Here is a 19779-nt window from a genome sequence, read left to right on the forward strand (position 1 = left end):
GGGGAAGCGATGAGTACCACAGCAGGCGTGTCGGCGAGTGAGGTCGCCGTCCGCTCCATCCGCATCATGGCCGACGGCGACCGGGCCGACTTCGACGCGCTGATCCATCCGGACGCGGTCAACCGGGAGGACGACATCGAGCCGCCGGAGTGCCGGGTCGGGGGACCCACCGGGTACTACGCGACCGCGCTCTGGTTGCGGACCGCCTTCGAAGGGCTGGCCTACGAGATCCACCATGTGGTTGCCAATGGCAACTTGGTGGCGATCAACTCGACGATGAGCGGGCGGCATGTCGCGCCGTTCGCGGTGTACACGCCGGCGGGTGGGGTGGACACCGTGTTCCCGCCGACCGGGAAGACCTTCGCGATCACGCAGTCGCACTGGTTCCGGCTGGAGGACGGCATGGTCGTCGAGCACTGGGCCAACCGCGACGACCTCGGTCAGGCGAAGCAACTCGGCTGGGTCCCGCCGACTCCGGCCTACCTGTTCCGGATGGCGCGCGCCAAGTCCCGGGTCAAGCGCGCCATGTGATCCAGCGCGCGGCGGGGCGGCCGGGTTGCTGGTTGACTGCCGGGGGTGGATCAGCTCGGGTTCCAGGTCGAGGGCGGGGCGGTGGCCGAGCTGCGGGGCGACGACGAAGTACCTGCTGTTCAGTGGTGAGATGCTCGGCGCCATCGCGGCCTTCACCGAGAAGCGCTCGGCCGACTTCCCGTGGTACCGGTCAGGCTGAGATCAGGGTGCCGCGCAGCTCGACCCGGTCGCCGACCGCGGCCGAGACCCGGGCCGCGATGGCCTCGGCCTGCGCGTCGTCGGCGACGTCGACCATGAAGAAGCCGGCGAGCTGCTCCTTGGTCTCGCCGAACGGGCCGTCGGTGACCACCTGGACACCGTCGCGGATCTGCACGATCCGGCCCTCCTCCGGCGGCTGCAGACCCTCTGAACTGACCAGCTCGCCGCTGGCCGCGAGCTCGCTCTCGAGCTTGATCAGCCTGCCGAGACCACGCTGATCCTCGTCGGTCCAGGTGCGGTCGGTGCTCCGGAAGATCATCACGACGTATTTCATGGGATCACGGTAACGACGTGGACGGACAGAACCCCGCGAACCGGGGCCGATTCGCGGGGTTCTGCCGGCTTGCGCCGGATCAGTACCAATGACGTCGTCCGCCGACGGCGCGGCCGGTGGATCCGAGCAGGAACAGCACGGCCCCGACGATGAGCAGGACGATGCCGATCGTCCACAGGATCGGGATACTCAGCAGGAACCCGAGAATCAACAGGATCAAACCGAGGATGAGCATGAAGCCTCCTTCTCAGGACCGCCGGGCGGAGTTGGCGGCCACCAACATCCGGTGCCCACTCCGGCGCCGCCAAACCCTCCAACGAATGTTTGATCTCACGACGTCACCGGCTCCAGTTGCCCTTGCGTCGACTGCTTGCGGCTGACGAGCAGACCGCAGCCGGCCAGGCCCACGACGATGAAGCTCCAGACGGCCACGAAGGCGATCCGGTAGCCATGGGTCAGAGCAATCGGTGTGGTCCCGGTCGTGGCCGCAGTGGCGACGGCGGACAGTACGGCGACGCCAACCGCACCGCCGATCTGGAAGCTGGCGTTCTGCAGACCTGATGCGACCCCGGAGTCCTCACCGGCCACGTCGCTGAGGGACGCGATGGCGCCGGCAACAGTTCCGGCACCCAGACCGGCGCCGAAGATCGTCAGACCCCAGAAGGCCAGCTCGAAGTAGCCGGAGTCCACGGTCAGCATGCACATCAGCGTCGTACCGACACCTGCGATCAGCAGCGAGACGAACCCGACCCGACGCGGGCCGACGCGAGTGACCAGGTGCTGTCCGACCATCGACGCGACCACAGCGGCCGCCGCGAGTACGGCGGACATGAGGCCGTAGCGGATCGCGGAGACACCCAAGGCCAGCTGGGCGTACTGCGTGTAGATGTAGTTCAGCCCGAACGCCGCCAGGCCCCAGGCGACCGTGATCAGGTTGCCACCGACCAGACTGCGCGAGCGGAAGATCCGCAGCGGTACGAGCGGTGCGGCCGACCGCTTCTCCACCAGCACGAACAGACCGAACAGCAGCGCGGACAACACGATCAGCGCGATGGTCCGGCCGACAGGCGACTCCGGCGCCTCGATGACGGCGTACACGAGAACGATGAGTGCGGCGGTCACGCTGGCCGCGCCGGCCACGTCGAACCCGCGCCGGCCCGGTCCGCGGCTGTCCATCAGCAGGACGGGCGCCAGCACGAGGACCAGTACGCACACCGGCACGTTGATGAAGAAGATCCACTGCCAGCCGAGCCCATCGGTCACGGGCCCTCCGATCAGGGACCCCGCCGTACCGCCGACGCCGCTGGTGGCGCCCCAGATGCCCAGCGCCTTGTTGCGGTCCGCGCCGGACGGGAACGTCGTCATCACGATCGACAACGCACTCGGCGCCAGTACGGCGGCCGCCGCGCCCTGCAGGCCGCGCGCGAGGACCAGCGCGTCACCGCTCCAGGCGAACCCGCACAGCAGCGAGCACGCACCGAACAGCACCAGTCCGGTCATGAACACCCGCCGCCTGCCCAGCAGGTCGGAGATGCGCCCACCGAGCAGCAGCAGTCCGCCGAACATCAGCGCGTAGCCGCTCGGCACCCACTGCACGCCACCGCTCGAGAAGGTCAGTTCACGCTCGATGGACGGTACGGCGACCAGCACGATCGACGCGTCCAGGATGATCATGAACCCGGTCAGACACAGCAGCGCCAGCGCGAACCAGCGCTTCTTCTCGGTCACCATGTGAACATCTCCAGTACGGCGGGACGCTCCGGCTGAGCGTCACTCGGTGGAGACGTCGGGCCTGGCCGGACCACTTCGACATCCCGGATCTGTCGAAGTGGGGACTGCTGTTACGACGTACCGGGTAACAGGGGGTCACAGCGGCCTCCGCGAGCGACAGGATGGTGCCCGTGAAGTACATGCTGCTGATCTACAGCAACCCGGAGAGCTGGGCGAGCCTGTCCGCCGAGCAGCGCGAGGGCCTGAGCCGAGCGCACGAGTCCCTGACCCGTGAGCTGAGCGAGCAGGGTCTGCTGGTCAGCGCTGCCGGGCTGGCCGACCCCATCACGAGCCGGACCGTGTCCGTGCGCGACGACACCACGACCACCACCGACGGACCGTACGCTGAGGCCAAGGAGCACCTGGCCGGGTTCTACCTGGTCGAGTGCGACAACATCGACCAGGCGATCGGCTACGCGGCCCGGATGCCGGACGCGAAGTACGTCGCCGTGGAGGTACGGCCGGTGATGGACGCGTCCGGGCTGGAGATGTGAGCGACTTCGATCTGCTGCTGCGTGAGCAGGCGCCGCAAGTACTGAGCGCGCTGGTGCGGCACTACGGCCACTTCGACCTGGCCGAGGAGGCCGTGCAGGAAGCGCTGCTCGCGGCCACGCAGCAGTGGCCGGACGAGGGCGTGCCGGACAACCCGCGTGGCTGGCTGATCCGAGTCGGGTCACGCCGGCTGACCGACCTGTTGCGCAGCGAGTCGGCTCGGCGGCGGCGCGAGGAGAACGCGGCGCAGATGGCTGCGCCCGAGGAGTTCGTTGCCGCAGGCCCTGAGATCGACGATCCGGGTGGCCGGGACGACACTCTGACGTTGCTGTTCCTGTGCTGCCATCCGGCGCTCTCCCCGGCGTCGCAGATCGCGCTGACGCTGCGGGCGGTCGGTGGTCTCACCACTGCCCAGATCGCGGCCGCGTTCCTGGTGCCGGAGCCGACCATGGCGCAGCGGATCAGTCGGGCGAAGCGCAGCATCAAGCAGGCGGGCAGCACGTTCGAGATGCCGCCGGAGGCTGAGCGGGACGAGCGCATGGGCGCCGTACTGCATGTGCTCTACCTGATCTTCAACGAGGGCTACACCGCCTCCTCGGGTACGGCGTTGCACAGTGCCGAGCTCACCACGGAGGCGATCCGGCTGGTGCGCGGCGTACGCAAGCTGCTGCCGGACGACGGCGAGGTGGCGGGGCTGCTGGCGCTCATGCTGTTGACCGACGCGCGGCGGCCCGCTCGGACGGGTGCGGACGGCGCACTGGTCCCGCTGGCCGAGCAGGACCGGTCGCTGTGGAACAAGGACACCATCGTCGAGGGTGAGTCGCTGGTGACCGATGCGCTGTCGCGCACGCAGCTCGGGCCCTACCAGGTGCAGGCGGCGATCGCGGCGGTGCACGACACTGCCGAGCGGGCCGAGGACACGGACTGGCGGCAGATCGTTGCGCTGTACGACGTACTGGAGCAGATGTCGGACAACCCGATGGTCAAGCTCAACCACGCCGTCGCGGTCGCCATGGCGGTCGGTCCGAAGGAGGGCCTCGCCGTACTCGAGCCATTGGAGTCCGACGACCGGCTGACCGACAACCACCGGCTGGAGGCGGTCCGCGCCCACCTGCAGGAGATGTCAGGCGACTTGGCCGGCGCCCGCGAGAGCTATCTGCACGCGGCTCGCCGTACGACGAGTGTCCCGGAGCGCAACTACCTCCAGTCCAAGGCGGACCGCCTGATCTGACTCGCGGTGCCCCCGGACATGTGTCAGGTTTGGGGTTGTGGATCTCACCAGGGCCTCCCTCCTCCGGGAGATGCTGACCGGCACCGAGCTCGGCACCCGGACGACGGAGTTCGCGCACTCGCTGCGCAGGTTCACGACCCGGAACGGCGGGCTGATGCTGTTCGGGCCGGCCGACGACGAGCCGTGGCACCTGACGGCGCACCTGGACGACGAACTCCACCGCGCCGGCGTCGAGGACATCCGCCCGGCCCTGGTCCGTTGGGCGCCACCACCGGGCGCACCGCCACACCTGGCGATCGGACTGGACCGTCTGCGTGACACCGGGCGGGGTGAGTCCTTGCTGGTGGTGGCGGAGGAGGATCCCGCGGACACGTTGCTGGAGCGCATCAGCGACGTACGGCGACGTGGTACGACAATCTTCAGCATCGGCAACGGTGACAAGGAGCTGACGTCACTCAGCCACGAGACGCTCGTGCCGGAGCTGCTGGTGCCGGACGGGTTCGGCTGGACGAGCCGTCCGATCGAGCTGGACCATGACGAACCGCAGAGCGGCGTACCGCTGACCGACACCGAGCCTCAGACGACCGAGGGGTTCGAGATGGCGCAGCACCTGGTCAGTCTGGCCGCGGCCGACCAGGACGCCGGCCAGCCCGGCTGGCGCCGCCGTCTCCGTGCCGCCATCGAGCGCCTTGGCGGCGAACCTGCCTAGGCGTCCCCGTAGAGCACGGCCAGCCGGGGCAGATGGGTCTCCAGGTCGTCCTCGTCGTCGAAGTCGATCTCCTTGCCGGCGGGCAGGTCCGGCGTATCCGGTGCCTCCGACTCGACAGCCTTCCAGTACGCCGCCTCGTCGCCGGTCACGTTCTTGTAGGCGTGACTGCCGACGGACAGCATCGCCTCACCGTCGAACCCCTCGAAGCCCTCCGGCCGATCCTCGTCGACCACGTCCGCGAGCGAGTCCGGCTCTGCCAGCGCGCCCTCCCACACCTCCCGTCCCTGCGCGATCAGCCAGCCCCGGAACGAGTCGAACCCGTCCTCGGAGGCCCCCGAGTTGATCAGGTACGCCGCTGCCCACAGGTCCCACCGGTACGACTCGACCTGCAACCGCGCGAGTTCGACCCCGAACCCCGCGATCTGCTCGGCCTCGAGCCCACCGAGCACCTTGACCAGCGCGTCCGCAACCCCGTCCGGATCCGCGACGGTGTCGTCCACCGCACCCCGCGCACCCTCGACCAGTCCCCAGAAACCATCCCTGTCCACCCCCACAGCCTCTCACCGCCCCCACCCCCAACGGGAGCGCTGATCCGGTGTGATCTCGTCAATCGGACGTGGAGACCTGGCCCGGCCAACCGTTCGCGCTGCTGGTGACACTTACCGGAGTCGCTGCAGCGCTGCTGATTTCGGTTTCGACCGGAGCCGGCTCGGGCTCGGCTTCCACGGCGGGCGTCTGCGCAACCGCCTCAAGCTCAGCACCGTCCTGTGAGGACAGTGCTGTCGAGGTGAGCGATGGGCGTTCCTCAGGTTGCGCCGGTGCCTCCCGTAGTCGTGGTGGTGTCGCCGTCCATGCCCGCAGGTCCTGAACCACGTCTCCGTAGAAGGTACTGATCGCGTTCTCGATCGAATCGATGAACGAGCCGCGACCGCGTCCCCGCTTGCTGCCGAGCGGAGAGCCCAGTGCGACCCGGAACGATCGGAGTTCCTTCTTCGGATCTTCGATCAGGAGATTGGGCTGTTCCCGGACGGCTCGGAGGAGCTCCGCCGTACCGGCGCCGCGAGCGTGCATGACGAACGCTTCGAGGCGCGTCGTATCCGGCGCGTGCCGCAGCTGCCGGAGTAGCCAGTTCACCCGAGTCGTCGCTCGACCGTCGCGTGGCGCGGCGATGTCGACTTGGCAGGTCACGACACCGGCACGGAGATCCGCGGTCACGACCAGCGGTCCAACGGCGTTCGGGATGTTGATCGCGCCCTGCAGAGTGCCGCTGATGCACATCGACTGCACCAAGGACTGTGAGCGTGACGCAGGATCGGCAAGTTCCTTCCTGGTCAGGGCCGGAGTGACATCGTCGCCGAGCTTTCGTCCGAGCTGGAGACTCACGTATCGGAGCAGAGCATCGAACCGCGCCGCTACCTCGGGCGCACACTTGTCACCGGCCCGAAGGGTGCCTGAAGCAACGGCTTCCCTCGTCGTGACCCAGGACGGACCCATGTCGTCGAACTGCAGTGCTCCGGATCGCGGATGCTCCAGGTAGCGGATCAGTTCGCCGAGGATCCAGGCCTGGTCGGGATCGGCGACACCGCGGTGTTCCTTCTGGAGCACTGCCTCGGCGAGCACCATCGACCAGGACCAGTGGTGCAAGGCGACGCGCTTCAGCTTCCGCTTGTCGACCTTGGTCGGGTGCATGCCGGCGACGGCCGGGATCTCGTTCGAGATCGTCACGACGGCGTCGAAGTCCTGCTCACGCGCGATGTCGAGGTACGCCTCGAGCTGCTCGGCGTTGAGTTCGTTCACGCCGGTCTTCACCTCGACCAGCGCGGTCCACTCCTTCTGCCCTCGGCGGGCACGCAGCAGTCCATCCGGGTACAGCCGCCGTTCCCCAAGCTGGAACGGCACCTCGATGTACGTCTCCAGTGGTCCGGCCGGTGCTCCCAGCGGTTGCGTGAGCACCCGGCCGAACTCCCGTACGGACGACATCACCGCGAGCAAGGCGGACGTCGCCCGCCGCTCCTGCTCGTCGGCGCCGTTGATTCCTGAGGTCGGTATCAGGCGTGCCTGATGCCAGCTTTCTTCTGCCATGTTCTTCCCCCACGGGCATTGCCCGGCAGACCCCCCACGGGCCGTGCCACCGTGATCACCCGTTGAAACCGGCACCTTACGCCTCTCGTCACGCTACGTGAAGAGTCAGGCGTGATCTCGGTGATTTACCAAACGTCGTTCAGAGCGGTGTGGTGGGTGGGGGTGAGGTTGAGGGTGGTGCTGTCGAGGGCGGTGGTCAGGTGGGCGGGGGTGGAGATGCCGACGATGGGGGTGATGGCGGGGGTGCTGGTGGCGAGGTAGGCGAGGACTACGTGGCTGCGGGTGACGTTGAGCTCGGTGGCCAGGTCGCTGAGGACCTGGAGGCGGCGGGTGGTGCCGGGGTGGTCGAAGGCTTCGGGGATGGGGCGGTCGGGGCGGTTCTCGTACGCTCCGGCCATGAGCGGGCTGTAGGCGAAGAGTTGCTGCTCGGGGTTCTGTACGGCGTAGTCGAGGACCTCGTCGGTGATCCAGCCGAAGCGGTGGTCGTGGGTGTGGTCGCGGACGAACGGGCGCGGCTGCAGGTACGAGTACCTCAGTTGCAGAGCGGTCGGGCCCATCACGCCCAGTTGCAGTGCGAGGTCACGCATCCGCTCGACTCGCCACAGTGCGTAGTTCGACAATCCCAGTCGGCCGATCGTGCCGGCCGCGGCGTGCTTGCCGAAGGCTGTGACCGTTTCCTCGAGCGGAGTCTCCCGGTCGTCACGGTGTGCCCAGTAGAGGTCGATGTGGTCGACCCCGAGCCGGCGCAGCGAGGCCTCGAGCGCCGCGTCGATCGCCTTGGTGCTGAGGCCCTCCGAGTGCTCCGGCCAACTGCCCGGCCAGAGCGGCTCGCAGCCAACCTTGCTTGCCAGCTTCACTCGGTCACGTACGCCGAGCCTTCACGCTGGTGCGCGCTCCAGGTCAAGACTCCGGCGTGAGGCTGACCAGGAGACCGTCACCACCCGGGAGCGTCAATCCCTTGCCGTCAAGAGTGGTCGGGTGCGTCTCGCCGGTCCACTCGTCGCACAGGACGTAGTTCCCCTCGAGCCCGCCGAGTGCCACGTGGACCTCGTCGACCTCACCACGCAGACTGACTGCGAGCAGTACACATCCGTCCTCGGTCGTGGCTTGAACAGAGTCGAAGTCGACGGTAGGGCGGCGGACGGTTGCCGTGCGCAACGGACCGCGCCAGCGTTTGAACGCCGCGGCCGCCTGCGCCATCGTGTCGCGGGTCTCGTCGCTCCAGGTCTCGGGATCGTCCATCAGCACCCACGGCCCACCGATCACGTACGGCGCGATCCGCGCCCGCGGCGACAGCTTGTCGGCACCCATGTACGCGCTCTGCCAGTCCAGCGGCAGGTACCGACCCAGACCGACCTTGGCCAGGCTGTTCCAGTGCGTACGGCAGTGGTCCTCGGTGATCGTGGTGTGGTGGCTGCGCACCATGGCCAGGTCCAGCGGACGTACGCCGTTCCAGCAGTTCTCCAGCACCAGTTGGGGGAACTCGGTCTGCAAGGTGCGCAGGATGTGGTGCCATGCACGCTCGGCCGCATGTTCGCCGGCGCCCGGATCGTGAGTGTGATCGTCGCGATCGCAGCGCGCGATGGACTCGAAGTCGTGCAGGAACCAGGTCAGCCCGAACTCGTCGACCATCCGCCGCAGCTCGTCGAGGATCCAGTCCCGGGCCGGATCGTGCCCCAGGCAGAGCGCATGGTTGCCGAAGCTCAGCTTCGGCGTCATACCTCGCCAACTGGCCAGCCACTCCGGATGGTCGAGCGCGACCGGCGAGTCCGGATCGGCGTTCCCGAAGCCACACCAGACACCGAAGCCCATGCCGCGCGAGCGAGCCTCGTCCGACAGCCACCGCATACCGGAAGCGAACCGGTCGTTGGCGTGCCAGTCGCCGACCGAGCGTTCCCAGCCCTTGTCCACCACGAAGACCTCGGCACCGATCGCCGCGGTCGCGTCCATCATCGCGATGATCCGCTCGGTGGACGTGTTCTCCTGCACACCCCACGAATTCGCCACCACACAAGGGAACTCGGGGTCGCCAGGCATCCCGCCCAGGTCGGGTGCCGTCACGACCTCGTCGATCACGAGCGACCGCAACGCCGCCGCGCCCTTATCCAGACCGCCCGGCACCAGAGCAACCCATCCGACCGGTCCTTCCAGATCTTCCGAGTCGGTCGGATGGAAAGTGTCCGCCGGCAGTCGGCTCGCAAGAATCGTCCGCCCGTCCCGGACCGTCACCTCAATGGTCAGCGAACCGCTGTACTCCCACGCCAGTACGGCGCATTGCCCGGCGAACTCGACCAGCGTCCACGCAGCCGCGTCCTGATGATCGTCGTCCGGCCCCGGCGCAGCGCCCTCCAGATAGCGATGCCCTTCCTTGATGTCAGGGAAGAGCATCGGCTCGCCGTTGCGATGGGCAACGGCATCGGCCGTCCCGTACGGTCCGGCGTGCAGGCAGATGAGATCACCCTCGACCAGCCTCCTGGTCGGAGTGACTACACCTCGATCGGCGGCGTCCCAGCTGAACGGATGCAACCACTCGACGACCGCCTCGTCCGCCTCGAGCTCGATCTCAACCAGGGGTGCAGACGAGGTCAGCCTCGTCGCGAGTCGAAGGAACGGACCGACGTGGTCATCCACGGTGGCGTGCGCTATTCCGAAGTCAGTCATCGTGGACAGCTCTCGTAGGGTTGGGGCCGTGGACAACAACGCGGTGGTGGTGACCGGAGCGGCCAATGGCATCGGTGCGGCGATCGCCCGCCTGCTGGTCGAACGCGGGTGGACGGTGATCGGACTCGACCGTGACGAACCTCGGCTGCAAAGCCTCCAGGTCGAGCTGGGGACCGCGTTCACCCCAGTTGCCGGCGACGTCAGCCGTCGCGCGGACCACGAGCGAGCGCGCCAAAAAGCCATCGAGCAGAGCCGCCTGACCGGCTGGGTCAACAACGCCGGGATCGAGCGGCCGACGACGGCCCGGGCACTGGACGAGGACGACCTGCAGGCGATCGTCCAGGTCAACCTGATCGGCACCATGCTGGGTTGCGCCGTCGCCACCGAGGGGCTGCGTGGTGCAGGCGGCGCGATCGTCAACATGTCGAGCATCCACTCGCTGGCCGGATTCCCCGAGTCGTTCGTGTACGCCGCGACGAAGGGCGGCATCGATGCGATGACGCGGCAGCTCGCGGTGGAGGAGGCCGCGCAGGGCATCCGGTGCAACGCGGTCCGACCGGGCGCGGTGATGACACCGCTGACCCAGTCGTTCCTCGCTGCGTCCGACGATCCCGAGGCCCTGCTCGCGGAGTACGCCGATCTGCACCCGATCCGCCGCCTGATCGAACCGGTGGAGATCGCCCGCGTGGTCGCATTCCTGCTGTCGGACGAGGCGTCGTTCGTCAACGGCGAGTCGATCACCGTCGACGGCGGCGCCACCGCCCGCTGCTATCCGTACCCGACCTGACGACCTCATTCGGCACGGCTCAACAGCCACAGGATCGAGGTCCCGGCAGTCGCCACCAACCCTGCCTCGGCAAGGTCCTTCCCGGTACGCCGCTCCGCCCGCTGCAGTTCCCCGTCCTCGAGCACGTCCACGGCGTACGTCGCCATCGGGTCGAGCCCGACCGGCCGCACCGGCTCCCAGCCCCCGGTCGGGTGCAGCCGGAAGCCGGCCACCAGATGACGGTCGTCCGCGGTCAGCTGGTACGCGGGCTGACGCCAGCCCTTCTCCTCGCGCAACGGCTGCTCGGTCAGCGGAATCAGTACGCCGGTCTCGACCAACGGCCTGATCACCGACCGATAGCTGTCCACGTGATCCCGAAGCCGCCGCAACAGCTCCGGCCGCATCTCGGTGAGTCGCACCGACACACCGAACCGATGCAGCAACGCCGCCCGCATCTTGGTGTCGAACTGCGCCGGCGTGATCAACGTGCCGGAGTAGTCGACCTTCTGGAACCGATGCTCACCGCGCCACTCGCTCTGCGGCCAGTGCAGCAGCTGACGGGGCGGCAGCAGCTGAGCCGCACCCCACAGGCACGTCAGGTGGTGCTCGGTCCAGTCCGGGTCGGACAGGAACAACGCGTCGACGTGCGCGGCCAGCCCGGCGTCGATCCGCAGCCCGCCGGACGAGCACGCTTCCAGCACGGTCTCCGGATACGCCGCACGCAACCGATCCAGTACGTCGTACAGGCCGAGGTAATGGCGTAGTAGTCCGTCCTGCGAGCCGTGGCCGTGGTCGTCGCGGGTGCAGCCGGATCCTGGATCGAGGTTGAAGTCCCACTTGATCCAGCGGGCTCCGGTGGTCTCGATCAGCCCGGACACGCTGGCGAAGACGTGCTCCTGCCCGGCCGGGGAGCCGAGGCAGACGTACCCGAGGCTGGAACCTGCGTCGGTGGCGACCACCTCGGGCCGCTCGCCGGCGATGGACGCGCGGGCGCCGATCGCCTCGGCCTCGATCCAGATGCCGAACTCGATGCCCAGGGCACGCGTCTGATCGGCGAGCCAGGCGAGACCATGCGGGAAGCGTGCTGCGTTGACCTTGTGCCAGTCGCCGCGTTCGGCGAACCACTGGCTGTCCGCCTCCGGTCGGCCGAACCAGCCCGCGTCCAGCAGCGCGACCTCGAGACCGAGATCCGCGGCGACGGCCGCGTTCGCGAGGAACACGTCCTCGGAGATCTCGGCGTCCTCGTACGGCCACCAATGGTTCCACTCGGTCAGCAGCGGCGGTCCGGCCGGCACCTGCTCGGCCAGATGCCGCGCCAGGGCGGCGGAAGCGGAGGCACGCGTCTCGCCCCACGCGATGCTGACCCCCGGCAGGGTGAACGTCTCACCGTCGGCGAGGACGATCCGCTGCCCGTCGGGGTGCAGCGCGACATCGATCTGTACGCCGTCGTCGGTCGGTGTGCTGGCGATTCGCCAGTTCCCGCTCCAGTGCAGCGTCACGACGTACGCGCCGCCCTCGGTCTCGATCGCCAGCCACGGTACGGCGCCTTGCGTCGAACGGCCCGTGGTCACCTCGAGCCCCGCAGGTTCGTCCACCGGCAGCGCGACCGGCTGATACTCGAGTCCCCAGCCGCTGGTGAAGCCGTCGATCGACGTTGCCCGGGGCAACACAATCGAGCCGACCTGCGGATCCCGCTCGCCGGCCCCGGTGACGGTCACCGCATAGGTGGCCGCCTCGGCGGACTGCCGGACCAGTCCGACGTCGGCTCCGGGGAGTGCGGGGATGAGTTCCGGCGTCTCGATCACGATCACGTCCCTGGGTTGCTGGGTTGGAGTACGACCTTGCCGGCCGGATGGCCCTTGATCAGTTGCTCGTACCAGTGCTGTCCGTCGGCCAGACCCGCGCGCACCACCTCGCCGCGGAACACCAGCTCGCCGCGTCCGAGCAGCTCGACCGCCTGGCCGAACTCGTCCGGCCGGTACGCGAAGCTGGTGGTGCAGGCGACCTCGCGGCGGATCAAGTCCCGCAGCGGCAGCATGCCGTCGGCGGAGTGCAGCCCGACGAAGCAGACGTCCCCACCCGGCCGCGCGGCGAGGGTCGCTGAAGTCCGGGTGTCGGCGCTGCCGACCGCGTCGAACACCGCGTCCGCACCCAGTCCGCGAGTGAGCTCCTTGATCTGCCGGACGAGGGACTCCGGGTCGTCGCTGAGCCGCGTCGCGCCACTGGCTTCGGCCGCGGCGACCCGTCCCTCGACCCGCTCGGTGAAGAACAGTTGCTCGACGCCCCGAAACCGCAGTACCTCCAGCAGGAGCAGGCCGATCGGACCGGCACCGATGACCAGCGCGGATCCTCCGGCCGAGATCCGGGTACGTCCGACCGCCCGCAGCGCACACGCCGTCGGCTCGGCGAACACGCTGGAGCTTGGATCGGGCAGATGGTCGACCCGGTGCACCGCATTCGCCGGTACGACGATCAGGCCCGCGTTGCTGCCGTGCACGTGGCCGCCGAGCAGCTTGCGTTGCGGGCAGACGTTCTCGTGCCCGGCCACGCAGATCGGGCAGACCCCGCACGATCGCAGCGGATTGGCGGTGACCGACGCACCCAGTGGCAGCTGTTGCTCCACCGGTACGCCGGGCCCGTACGCGTCGACCACGCCGACGAACTCGTGCCCGAAGACCAGCCCGGGCTTGCGCAGGCCGTCGGTGCCGAGGAACCCACCGAGCTCCGATCCGCAGATCCCCGACTCCGTGACCGCGATGCGGACCTCGCCCAGCCCTGGGACCGGGTCGTCGAGGATGACCAGGTCGAAGTGGCCGACGTCGCTGAGAACCAGCGCCTCCATAACGCTCCTCAGCCGAGCAACTTGGTGGCGGCGTCCTGCATCTTCTGTGCGGCGTCCTCCGGGGTGAGCTTGTTGTTGAGCAACAGATCGAAGTTCTTGCCGTAGACCTCGTTGAAGATCTGCTGCATGTTGGCGGTGTAGATGTCACCGATCCGTGCGTTCGACAGATCCTTCATCGCCGCCTCGAAGCCTTCCGGCATCCCCTTCAGCATGTCCTGCGACTGACGGGCCGCGTTCTGCAACGGGATCCAGTCGTGGTCCTTGGCCATCTGGGGCTGGAACTTGGTTGCGCTCCAGGTCGCGAAGGCCTGCGCCGCCGACAGCGCGGCCGACTGCCGCGGGATCACCCAGCCGCCGAGCCAGTACGGCGCGACGCTGTTGCCCTGGTACTTCGGCAACGGGGCCATCGCCCACTTGTCCTTCATCTGCTGGAACGACGCGATGTTCCAGGTGCCGTCGGCGATCATCGAGTACGCGCCGGAGGCGAAGCCGCCGTTGTTCTGCGCGACTCCGGCCCGCTCGTCCGGCCGCGGCGCGATGTGCTTGGACCACATCATGTCCTGGACGAACCGCATCGACTCGACCACCTTCGGGTCGGTCATCTGGAACTTCGTCGGCTCCAGCGGCTTGTCGACGAACGACGTACCGGCCGCCCAGGACAGCGCCTGGATGCCCCACCAGATGCCGAGCGAGCCGATGTCGACGCCCCACCGGGTCACCTTGCTGCCGGTCGTCTTCTGCAGCTTCGGCGCGGTCTCGATCACCTTGTCCCAGGTCCACGTCTCGTCCGGGTAGTCGAGCCCGGCGGCGTCGAAGTGGGACTTGTTGTAGAACATCGCCATCGACTGGATGTTCTCCGGCACGCAGAACAGGTTCTTGCCGTCGAACTTCCACGGGTCGTACAGCTTGGTCGGGTAGGCGTTCGCGTCCACCATCGGGGTGGTGTCGATCACCGGCTGCTCGTTGAAGACCAGGTTCTTCTTGTAGTGCGCGTACGCCTGGACGTCCCAGTAGTAGATGTCGAACGGCTTCTTCGCGGCGTACTGCAACTGCACCTTCTGCCAGTACTGGTCGTACGGCAGGAAGTTGATCTTCGCGGTGTACTTGCCGGTGAACTCCTTGTTGAACAGCGCGACCCGCTTGCGGAAGTTCGCGTCGATCGTCGGGCCGTTCGTCCAGGCGTAGATCTCCAGATTGGTCTTGCCGACCAGTTCGGTCCCGGTGGGTGCCGGCGCAGCGGCCGGACCGCCGCTGCCGTTGCCGGAGCAGCCGACCAGGCCTGCCGCTCCGGCGGCGGTCAGACCGCCGAGCAGGATCCGGCGGCTCACTGTGTTGTTCGACATGGATCGTCTCCTTCGACGTGACGGTCGGGCTACTTGTTCACGCCGCTGACGGCGATGCCCCGGATGAAGTAGCGCTGGGCCAGCAGGAAGACCAGGATCGACGGGAGCGCGGCGATGGTGGTCGCGGCCATGGTGAGGTGCATCTGCGGCCCGATCCGGGGCGAACCGCTGAAGTACGACAGGGCGACGGCGATGGTGTACTTCGACTCGTCGGACAGGTAGATCACCGGACCGAAGAAGTCGTTGTAGGTGGCAATGAAGGTGAAGACGGTGACGGTGGCGATCACCGGCCAGCTGAGCGGCAGGAAGATCGTCCACCAGATCCGCAGGTAGCCGGCGCCGTCGATCCGGGCCGCCTCCTCCAGCTCGCGGGGGATGCCCATGAAGAACTGCCGGAACAGGAAGATGAAGAACGCCGAGCCGAAGAAGGCCGGCAGGATCAGCGGCTTGAAGGTGTTCAGCCAGCCGATGTTGTTGAACACGATGTACGTCGGCACCAGGGTGACCGTGGTCGGCAGCATCAGAGTCGCCATCAGCGCCAGGAAGATCGTGTTCCGGCCGGGGGCCCGGAGCCGGGCGAACCCGTAGGCGCTGAACGAGCAGCTGAGCAGTGTGCCCAGTACGACGAACCCGACAATCGTCGCGGTGTTCAGGATGTACCGCTGGAACGGCACCAGCTGGAACACCTCGACATAGTTGTGCCACTGCGGGGTGAACTTCCAGATCGGCGGCGTCACGAACACCTGGGTCGGCGCCTTGAGCGAGGTGAGCACCATCCAGACCACCGGCATCAGCACCGCGAAACAGCCGACGGACAAGACGATCAGCCGGATCCAGGTCCTGAGCGGCAGGCCCTTGCGCGTCATCGGTCGTCCTCCGTCTCGGTGTGGACCCACATCGGCATCGAGCGGAAGACCAGGAGGGTGAGCACCATGATGATCGCGAAGGCAACCCAGGCGATCGCCGAGGCGTAGCCCATCTTCAGGTACTGGAACGCGTTCTGGTACAGGTACACCGACAGCAGCAGGGTCGAGTTGTTCGGCCCGCCCTGGGTCAGCACGAAGGGTTCGGCGAACACCTGCAGGCTGTTGATGATGCCCATGATCAGGTTGAAGAACGTGACCGACGACAGCATCGGCACGGTCACGTGCAGGTGCTGGCGGAACGTCGTGGCGCCGTCGACCTTCGCTGCTTCGTACAGCTCCTTCGGCACGCCCTGGAGGCCGGCCAGGTAGATCAGCATGGTGCCGCCGAATCCCCACAGGCTCATGAAGATCAGTGCGCGCAACGCCCACTGCTCGTCGGTCAGCCAGGACGGACCGTCGATGCCGATCTTGGCGAGCCCGGCGTTGATCAGGCCGTACTCGCCGTTGAACATCCACTTCCACACCATCGCGACGGCGACACCGCTGATCACGCTGGGCAGGTAGTAGGCGGAGCGGAAGAACTTCAGCGCGGGCAGCTTGCTGTTCAGCAGGATCGCCAGCACGAGCGCGAGGATCATCGTGACCGGAACACTCACCACGCCGTAGATCAGCATCACGCTCAGGGACTTGCGGAAGACCGGGTCGGCGAACAGGGCGCTGTAGTTGTCCCCACCCGTCCACACCGGGTTCGTCAGCATGTCGTACGACGTGAAGCTCAAGCCCAGCGACGCGAGCATCGGCCCGATCGAGAACAGCAGCAGGCCGAGGACGGCGGGTGCGATGAAGACGTAGCACCACAACGCCTGGCGCCGGGTCATGGTCAGGCCGCGGCGGGGCGGCGTACTCGCCACCGGTTCCTCGGCCGCCGGGCGGACTGCAAGACGTTGTGCCATAACTCCCTCGTTCCAATTATCGGAACGCTGTTCCTATCAGCGGGACCTCTTGGCATAGTAGGAGCAAAGATGAGGGTGGCGTCAACCGTTTGGACGAAAGCAGGGGGCTGATGGAAACAGATGGGAAGCGTCCTGTAGAGGCAAGCGCCCTGACCGGTTCGGCACGCGTGCTCGCGGTGCTGCGCCACCTGGCAGAGCACCCTGCCGGGACACGAGTGGGCGAAGTGGCAGCGGCTCTCGACGCGCCGAAGTCCAGCGCCCATCGTGCTCTCGGTTCGCTGGTCCAAGCCGGATTCGCCCGGCAGGACGCCCAGGGTGTCTACCACCTCGGCTTCGACCTGCTCCGGCTCGTCTTCGGGTACCACGAGGCGCGGGCGCCGAGTCTCACCGTCGGCCCGCTACTGCGCCGGCTCGCGGACGAGACCGGCGAGACGACCCACTACGGAGTCCTTGTCGACGGCAACATCGTCTACCAGGCGAAGGTTTCGCCCAGCCGGCAGACGTTCCAGATGAGCTCGGTGATCGGTGGCTCGAATCCGGCGTACCGGACGGGTCTGGGCAAGGCGCTGCTGATGCACGAGCTCACCGACCGGACAGAGGTCGATCAGTACGTCGCCGAGTACGGACCGCTCGAGGCCCGGACACCGCACACGCTGCGTACGCCGGAAGCTTTGCACGACGCCCTCGCGGAAGGCCGCAGCAACGGCTACATGCTCGACATGCAGGAGAACGACCTCGGCATCATCTGTGTCGCGCTGCCGCTGTTCCTGGACTCGCCGACCCGCCCGACCGGCGCGATCAGCATCAGTGCGGTGGTCAGCCGGACGACACCGCAAGACCTCGTCAGCTGGCTGCCGCGGATCCGCGAGATCGTCACCGAGGAACTCGGCGACGCGGTCCTGCACGTTCCCGAGCCCGTCACCGGAGGCTGAATGTCCACCACAGCAACGAATCTGACCATCACCGACGTCGAGGCCGTCCACCTCCGGTTGTCCGCGGTCGACGCGGACCGCTGCGACGGGACGCAGGACACCCTGCTGATTTTCGTCACCGCCAGCGACGGCACCGTGGGGGTCGGCGAGGTCGATTCGGCTCCGCTGGTCGCGAAGGCAGTCGTCGAGGCCGAGCCGTCGCACCTGATCGCCCGAGGTCTTCGCTCGATCCTGCTCGGTCGCAACCCGCTCGACATCGAGGTCGCCTGGCACGCAATGGTGGAGGGCAGTCGCTACTTCTCCGGTGGCGCGACGATGCATGCGATCAGCGGCGTCGACATCGCGCTGTGGGACCTGGCCGGCAAGGTCCTCGGAGTGCCGGTGGCGCGGTTGCTCGGGGGACCACGCAGTGACCGGCTCACGGCGTACGCGAGTCTGCTCATGCCGGACACGCCTCTGCTGGCCGCGAAGGCGGCGGCGGACCACGCCGAGCAGGGATATCGGGCGATGAAGTTCGGGTGGGGGCCGATCGGGCAGGACCGGGACTTCAACGAGGAACTGGTCAAGGAGATCCGGCGGGCCGTGGGTGACGACATCGACGTGATGATCGACGCCGGCCAGGTCTGGGACACCAAGACCGCGTTGCGGATGGCCGCGATGTACGAGGACTACGGCATCGCCTGGCTCGAGGAACCCGTTGCCCCCGACAACATCACCGGCTACCGCGAACTCTCCCGCCGTACGTCGCTCACGATCGCGGGAGGTGAGCAGGAGAGCAGCTATGCCGCCTTCGAGACCCTGATCGACGAGGGTGAGCTCGATCTGATCCAGCCGGACCTGGCCCGCTGCGGTGGCCTGACCGCCGGGCGTCGCCTGGCGTGGCTGGCGCACACCCGGCATCGGCGGCTGGTTCCGCACGCCTTCAAGAGTGGCGTGCTGGTGGCGGCCTCGACCCACTTCGCGGCCTCGATCCCGAACGGCGGGTTGATCGAGCACACCGTGTCGACCTCGCCGATCGCGCGCGACCTGGTCCGGCGCGAGATCGCGTTCGCCGACGGCACGGTCAAGGTCCCCCTCGACCAACCGGGGCTCGGAGTTGAGGTGGATGCCGACGTGATGGAGCAGCTTCGTGTCGACTAGCCCACGCCTGTCGACCGAATGGTCGCTGGCTGGTCAGCAAGCGGTGATCCTCGAGAACGCGGAGACCCGGATCGTCGTGCTCCCCGGACTCGGCGGCAAGGTCATGAGCATCGTCGACAAGCGCGTCGACTCCGAACTGCTCTGGCGCAACGACCGTGTCCCGATCCGGCCCGCCGCTTTCGGGTCCGGGTACGACGACCAGTTCCTCGGCGGCTGGGACGAGTTGTACCCGAACGACGAGCCCGAGGACTTGGCGGGCGAACCGGTCCCTGACCACGGCGAACTCTGGGCAGTGCCGTGGCACTGGAGCACTGGCTCGGACCCCGGTCAGGTGTGGCTCGAGCTGAGCGTCCGTGGTGCCGTGACGGGGACCGAGGTGACGAAGCGGCTCACGCTTGGCGCGGGTCCGGATCTGATTGTCGACTATCGGATTGCGAACACCGGCCGGATCGACCAGCCGTTCCTGTGGAAGTCCCATGTGGCCGTCGGGCTGCGTCCGGACACGGCGATCGATCTCGCGGCCGGCGACGTACTGATGCACGAGTTCGGTGATCCGCGGGTCCGCCCGGACGGTAGCAGCTTCACCTGGCCGTGGGCTTCGGGCCACGATCTCCGCACCCTTCCCGACACCACCGCCCGCGGCGTCTCGGAGTTCCTCATCGCCACCACGCTCGAACGCGGCGAGTGCGGCGTACGGCATCCCTCCGCCGGCACCGGCCTCCAGCTGTCGTGGGACCGCGCCGACCTACCGTCCTGCTGGCTGTTCGCCTCGTACGGCGGACGCTGGCGCGGCCTCGACGTCCTCGTCCTGGAGCCCTGCACCGGCTACCCCCTCTCCGTCAACGACGGCGTCGCGGCCGGCACCCATCAGATCCTCCCGGCAGGCACCACCAAGTCCTGGCAACTCACGGCCCACCTGATCCGCTGAC

Annotated in this window: 20 protein-coding genes; 8 read left to right on the forward strand and 12 right to left on the reverse strand. The window is 67.8% G+C overall.

The features are described 5' to 3' along the window. Positions 1–9: 9 nt before the first annotated feature. Positions 10–531: an ester cyclase gene (locus E0H73_RS31865; RefSeq protein WP_131362554.1), complete on the forward strand. Its 522-nt coding sequence runs from the start codon at positions 10–12 to the stop codon at positions 529–531. Between the two features lie 190 nt (positions 532–721). On the opposite strand, the gene E0H73_RS31870 is transcribed toward E0H73_RS31865, so the two are convergent. From E0H73_RS31870 to E0H73_RS31875, 3 genes are all read right to left on the reverse strand, one after another. Next, a complete protein-coding gene (locus tag E0H73_RS31870) occupies positions 722–1063 on the reverse strand; it encodes a YciI family protein (protein ID WP_131362556.1) in 342 nt (113 codons plus the stop codon). Between the two features lie 79 nt (positions 1064–1142). Beyond that, positions 1143–1298 carry a DUF6131 family protein gene (locus tag E0H73_RS46100; protein WP_165555900.1) on the reverse strand — a complete coding sequence of 52 codons (156 nt, stop codon included), beginning with the start codon at positions 1296–1298 and terminating at the stop codon, positions 1143–1145. Positions 1299–1393: 95 nt separating this feature from the next. Then, the gene (locus E0H73_RS31875) at positions 1394–2794 is read right to left on the reverse strand and encodes an MFS transporter (RefSeq protein ID WP_131362558.1); all 1401 of its coding nucleotides are present in this window, start codon (positions 2792–2794) and stop codon (positions 1394–1396) included. Positions 2795–2973: 179 nt separating this feature from the next. Between E0H73_RS31875 and E0H73_RS31880 the strand changes: the two genes are divergently transcribed. From E0H73_RS31880 to E0H73_RS31890, 3 genes are read left to right on the forward strand one after another with little or no spacing between them, the layout of a single operon-like run. Next, positions 2974–3327: a YciI family protein gene (locus E0H73_RS31880; protein WP_238162925.1), complete on the forward strand. Its 354-nt coding sequence runs from the start codon at positions 2974–2976 to the stop codon at positions 3325–3327. Further along, positions 3324–4556, forward strand: coding sequence for an RNA polymerase sigma factor (locus tag E0H73_RS31885; RefSeq protein ID WP_131362562.1), 1233 nt, complete (start codon positions 3324–3326; stop codon positions 4554–4556). The genes E0H73_RS31880 and E0H73_RS31885 overlap by 4 nt, the downstream gene beginning before the upstream one ends. A gap of 37 nt (positions 4557–4593) precedes the next feature. Continuing rightward, positions 4594–5265 (forward strand): hypothetical protein, encoded by a 672-nt coding sequence (locus E0H73_RS31890; protein WP_131362564.1) that lies wholly within the window; start codon positions 4594–4596, stop codon positions 5263–5265. On the opposite strand, the gene E0H73_RS31895 is transcribed toward E0H73_RS31890, so the two are convergent. From E0H73_RS31895 to E0H73_RS31910, 4 genes are all read right to left on the reverse strand, one after another. Beyond that, on the reverse strand, positions 5262–5813 hold the full coding sequence (locus E0H73_RS31895) for a DUF4240 domain-containing protein (RefSeq protein WP_131362566.1): 552 nt from the start codon (positions 5811–5813) through the stop codon (positions 5262–5264). The genes E0H73_RS31890 and E0H73_RS31895 overlap by 4 nt on opposite strands. Before the next feature lie 58 nt (positions 5814–5871). Next, on the reverse strand, positions 5872–7347 hold the full coding sequence (locus E0H73_RS31900; RefSeq protein ID WP_202867651.1) for a hypothetical protein: 1476 nt from the start codon (positions 7345–7347) through the stop codon (positions 5872–5874). A gap of 125 nt (positions 7348–7472) precedes the next feature. Further along, the gene (locus E0H73_RS31905) at positions 7473–8204 is read right to left on the reverse strand and encodes an aldo/keto reductase (protein WP_131362568.1); all 732 of its coding nucleotides are present in this window, start codon (positions 8202–8204) and stop codon (positions 7473–7475) included. Between the two features lie 43 nt (positions 8205–8247). Continuing rightward, positions 8248–10008, reverse strand: coding sequence for a glycoside hydrolase family 36 protein (locus E0H73_RS31910; RefSeq protein ID WP_165555901.1), 1761 nt, complete (start codon positions 10006–10008; stop codon positions 8248–8250). Positions 10009–10036: 28 nt separating this feature from the next. Between E0H73_RS31910 and E0H73_RS31915 the strand changes: the two genes are divergently transcribed. After that, on the forward strand, positions 10037–10795 hold the full coding sequence (locus E0H73_RS31915) for an SDR family NAD(P)-dependent oxidoreductase (protein ID WP_165555902.1): 759 nt from the start codon (positions 10037–10039) through the stop codon (positions 10793–10795). Positions 10796–10800: 5 nt separating this feature from the next. Here E0H73_RS31915 and E0H73_RS31920 read toward each other — a convergent pair whose 3' ends face one another. Genes E0H73_RS31920 through E0H73_RS31940 form a run of 5 tightly spaced genes read right to left on the reverse strand, consistent with a single transcriptional unit; the run spans position 10801 to position 16778 of the window. Further along, positions 10801–12579, reverse strand: coding sequence for a glycoside hydrolase family 36 protein (locus E0H73_RS31920; RefSeq protein WP_165555903.1), 1779 nt, complete (start codon positions 12577–12579; stop codon positions 10801–10803). Positions 12580–12581: 2 nt separating this feature from the next. Continuing rightward, on the reverse strand, positions 12582–13616 hold the full coding sequence (locus E0H73_RS31925; RefSeq protein WP_131362576.1) for a zinc-dependent alcohol dehydrogenase: 1035 nt from the start codon (positions 13614–13616) through the stop codon (positions 12582–12584). An 8-nt stretch (positions 13617–13624) separates the two neighbouring features. Then, positions 13625–14959, reverse strand: a complete 1335-nt coding sequence (locus E0H73_RS31930; RefSeq protein ID WP_131362578.1) for an ABC transporter substrate-binding protein — start codon at positions 14957–14959, stop codon at positions 13625–13627. A gap of 29 nt (positions 14960–14988) precedes the next feature. Then, entirely contained in the window at positions 14989–15825 is an 837-nt protein-coding gene (locus tag E0H73_RS31935; protein WP_131362580.1) for a carbohydrate ABC transporter permease, read from the reverse strand. After that, positions 15822–16778, reverse strand: coding sequence for a carbohydrate ABC transporter permease (locus E0H73_RS31940; protein WP_202867652.1), 957 nt, complete (start codon positions 16776–16778; stop codon positions 15822–15824). The genes E0H73_RS31935 and E0H73_RS31940 overlap by 4 nt, the downstream gene beginning before the upstream one ends. A gap of 110 nt (positions 16779–16888) precedes the next feature. On the opposite strand from E0H73_RS31940, the gene E0H73_RS31945 reads away from it, so the two are divergent. The 3 genes from E0H73_RS31945 to E0H73_RS31955 are packed head-to-tail and all read left to right on the forward strand — an operon-like array spanning position 16889 to position 19778. Continuing rightward, a complete protein-coding gene (locus E0H73_RS31945) occupies positions 16889–17710 on the forward strand; it encodes an IclR family transcriptional regulator (protein WP_131362582.1) in 822 nt (273 codons plus the stop codon). Continuing rightward, positions 17711–18850: a mandelate racemase/muconate lactonizing enzyme family protein gene (locus E0H73_RS31950; RefSeq protein ID WP_202867653.1), complete on the forward strand. Its 1140-nt coding sequence runs from the start codon at positions 17711–17713 to the stop codon at positions 18848–18850. After that, the gene (locus E0H73_RS31955) at positions 18840–19778 is read left to right on the forward strand and encodes an aldose epimerase family protein (protein ID WP_131362584.1); all 939 of its coding nucleotides are present in this window, start codon (positions 18840–18842) and stop codon (positions 19776–19778) included. The genes E0H73_RS31950 and E0H73_RS31955 overlap by 11 nt, the downstream gene beginning before the upstream one ends. The last annotated feature ends 1 nt before the right edge of the window (position 19779 follow it).

The sequence above is a fragment of the Kribbella pittospori genome, assembly GCF_004331465.1.
Lineage (GTDB): Bacteria > Actinomycetota > Actinomycetes > Propionibacteriales > Kribbellaceae > Kribbella > Kribbella pittospori.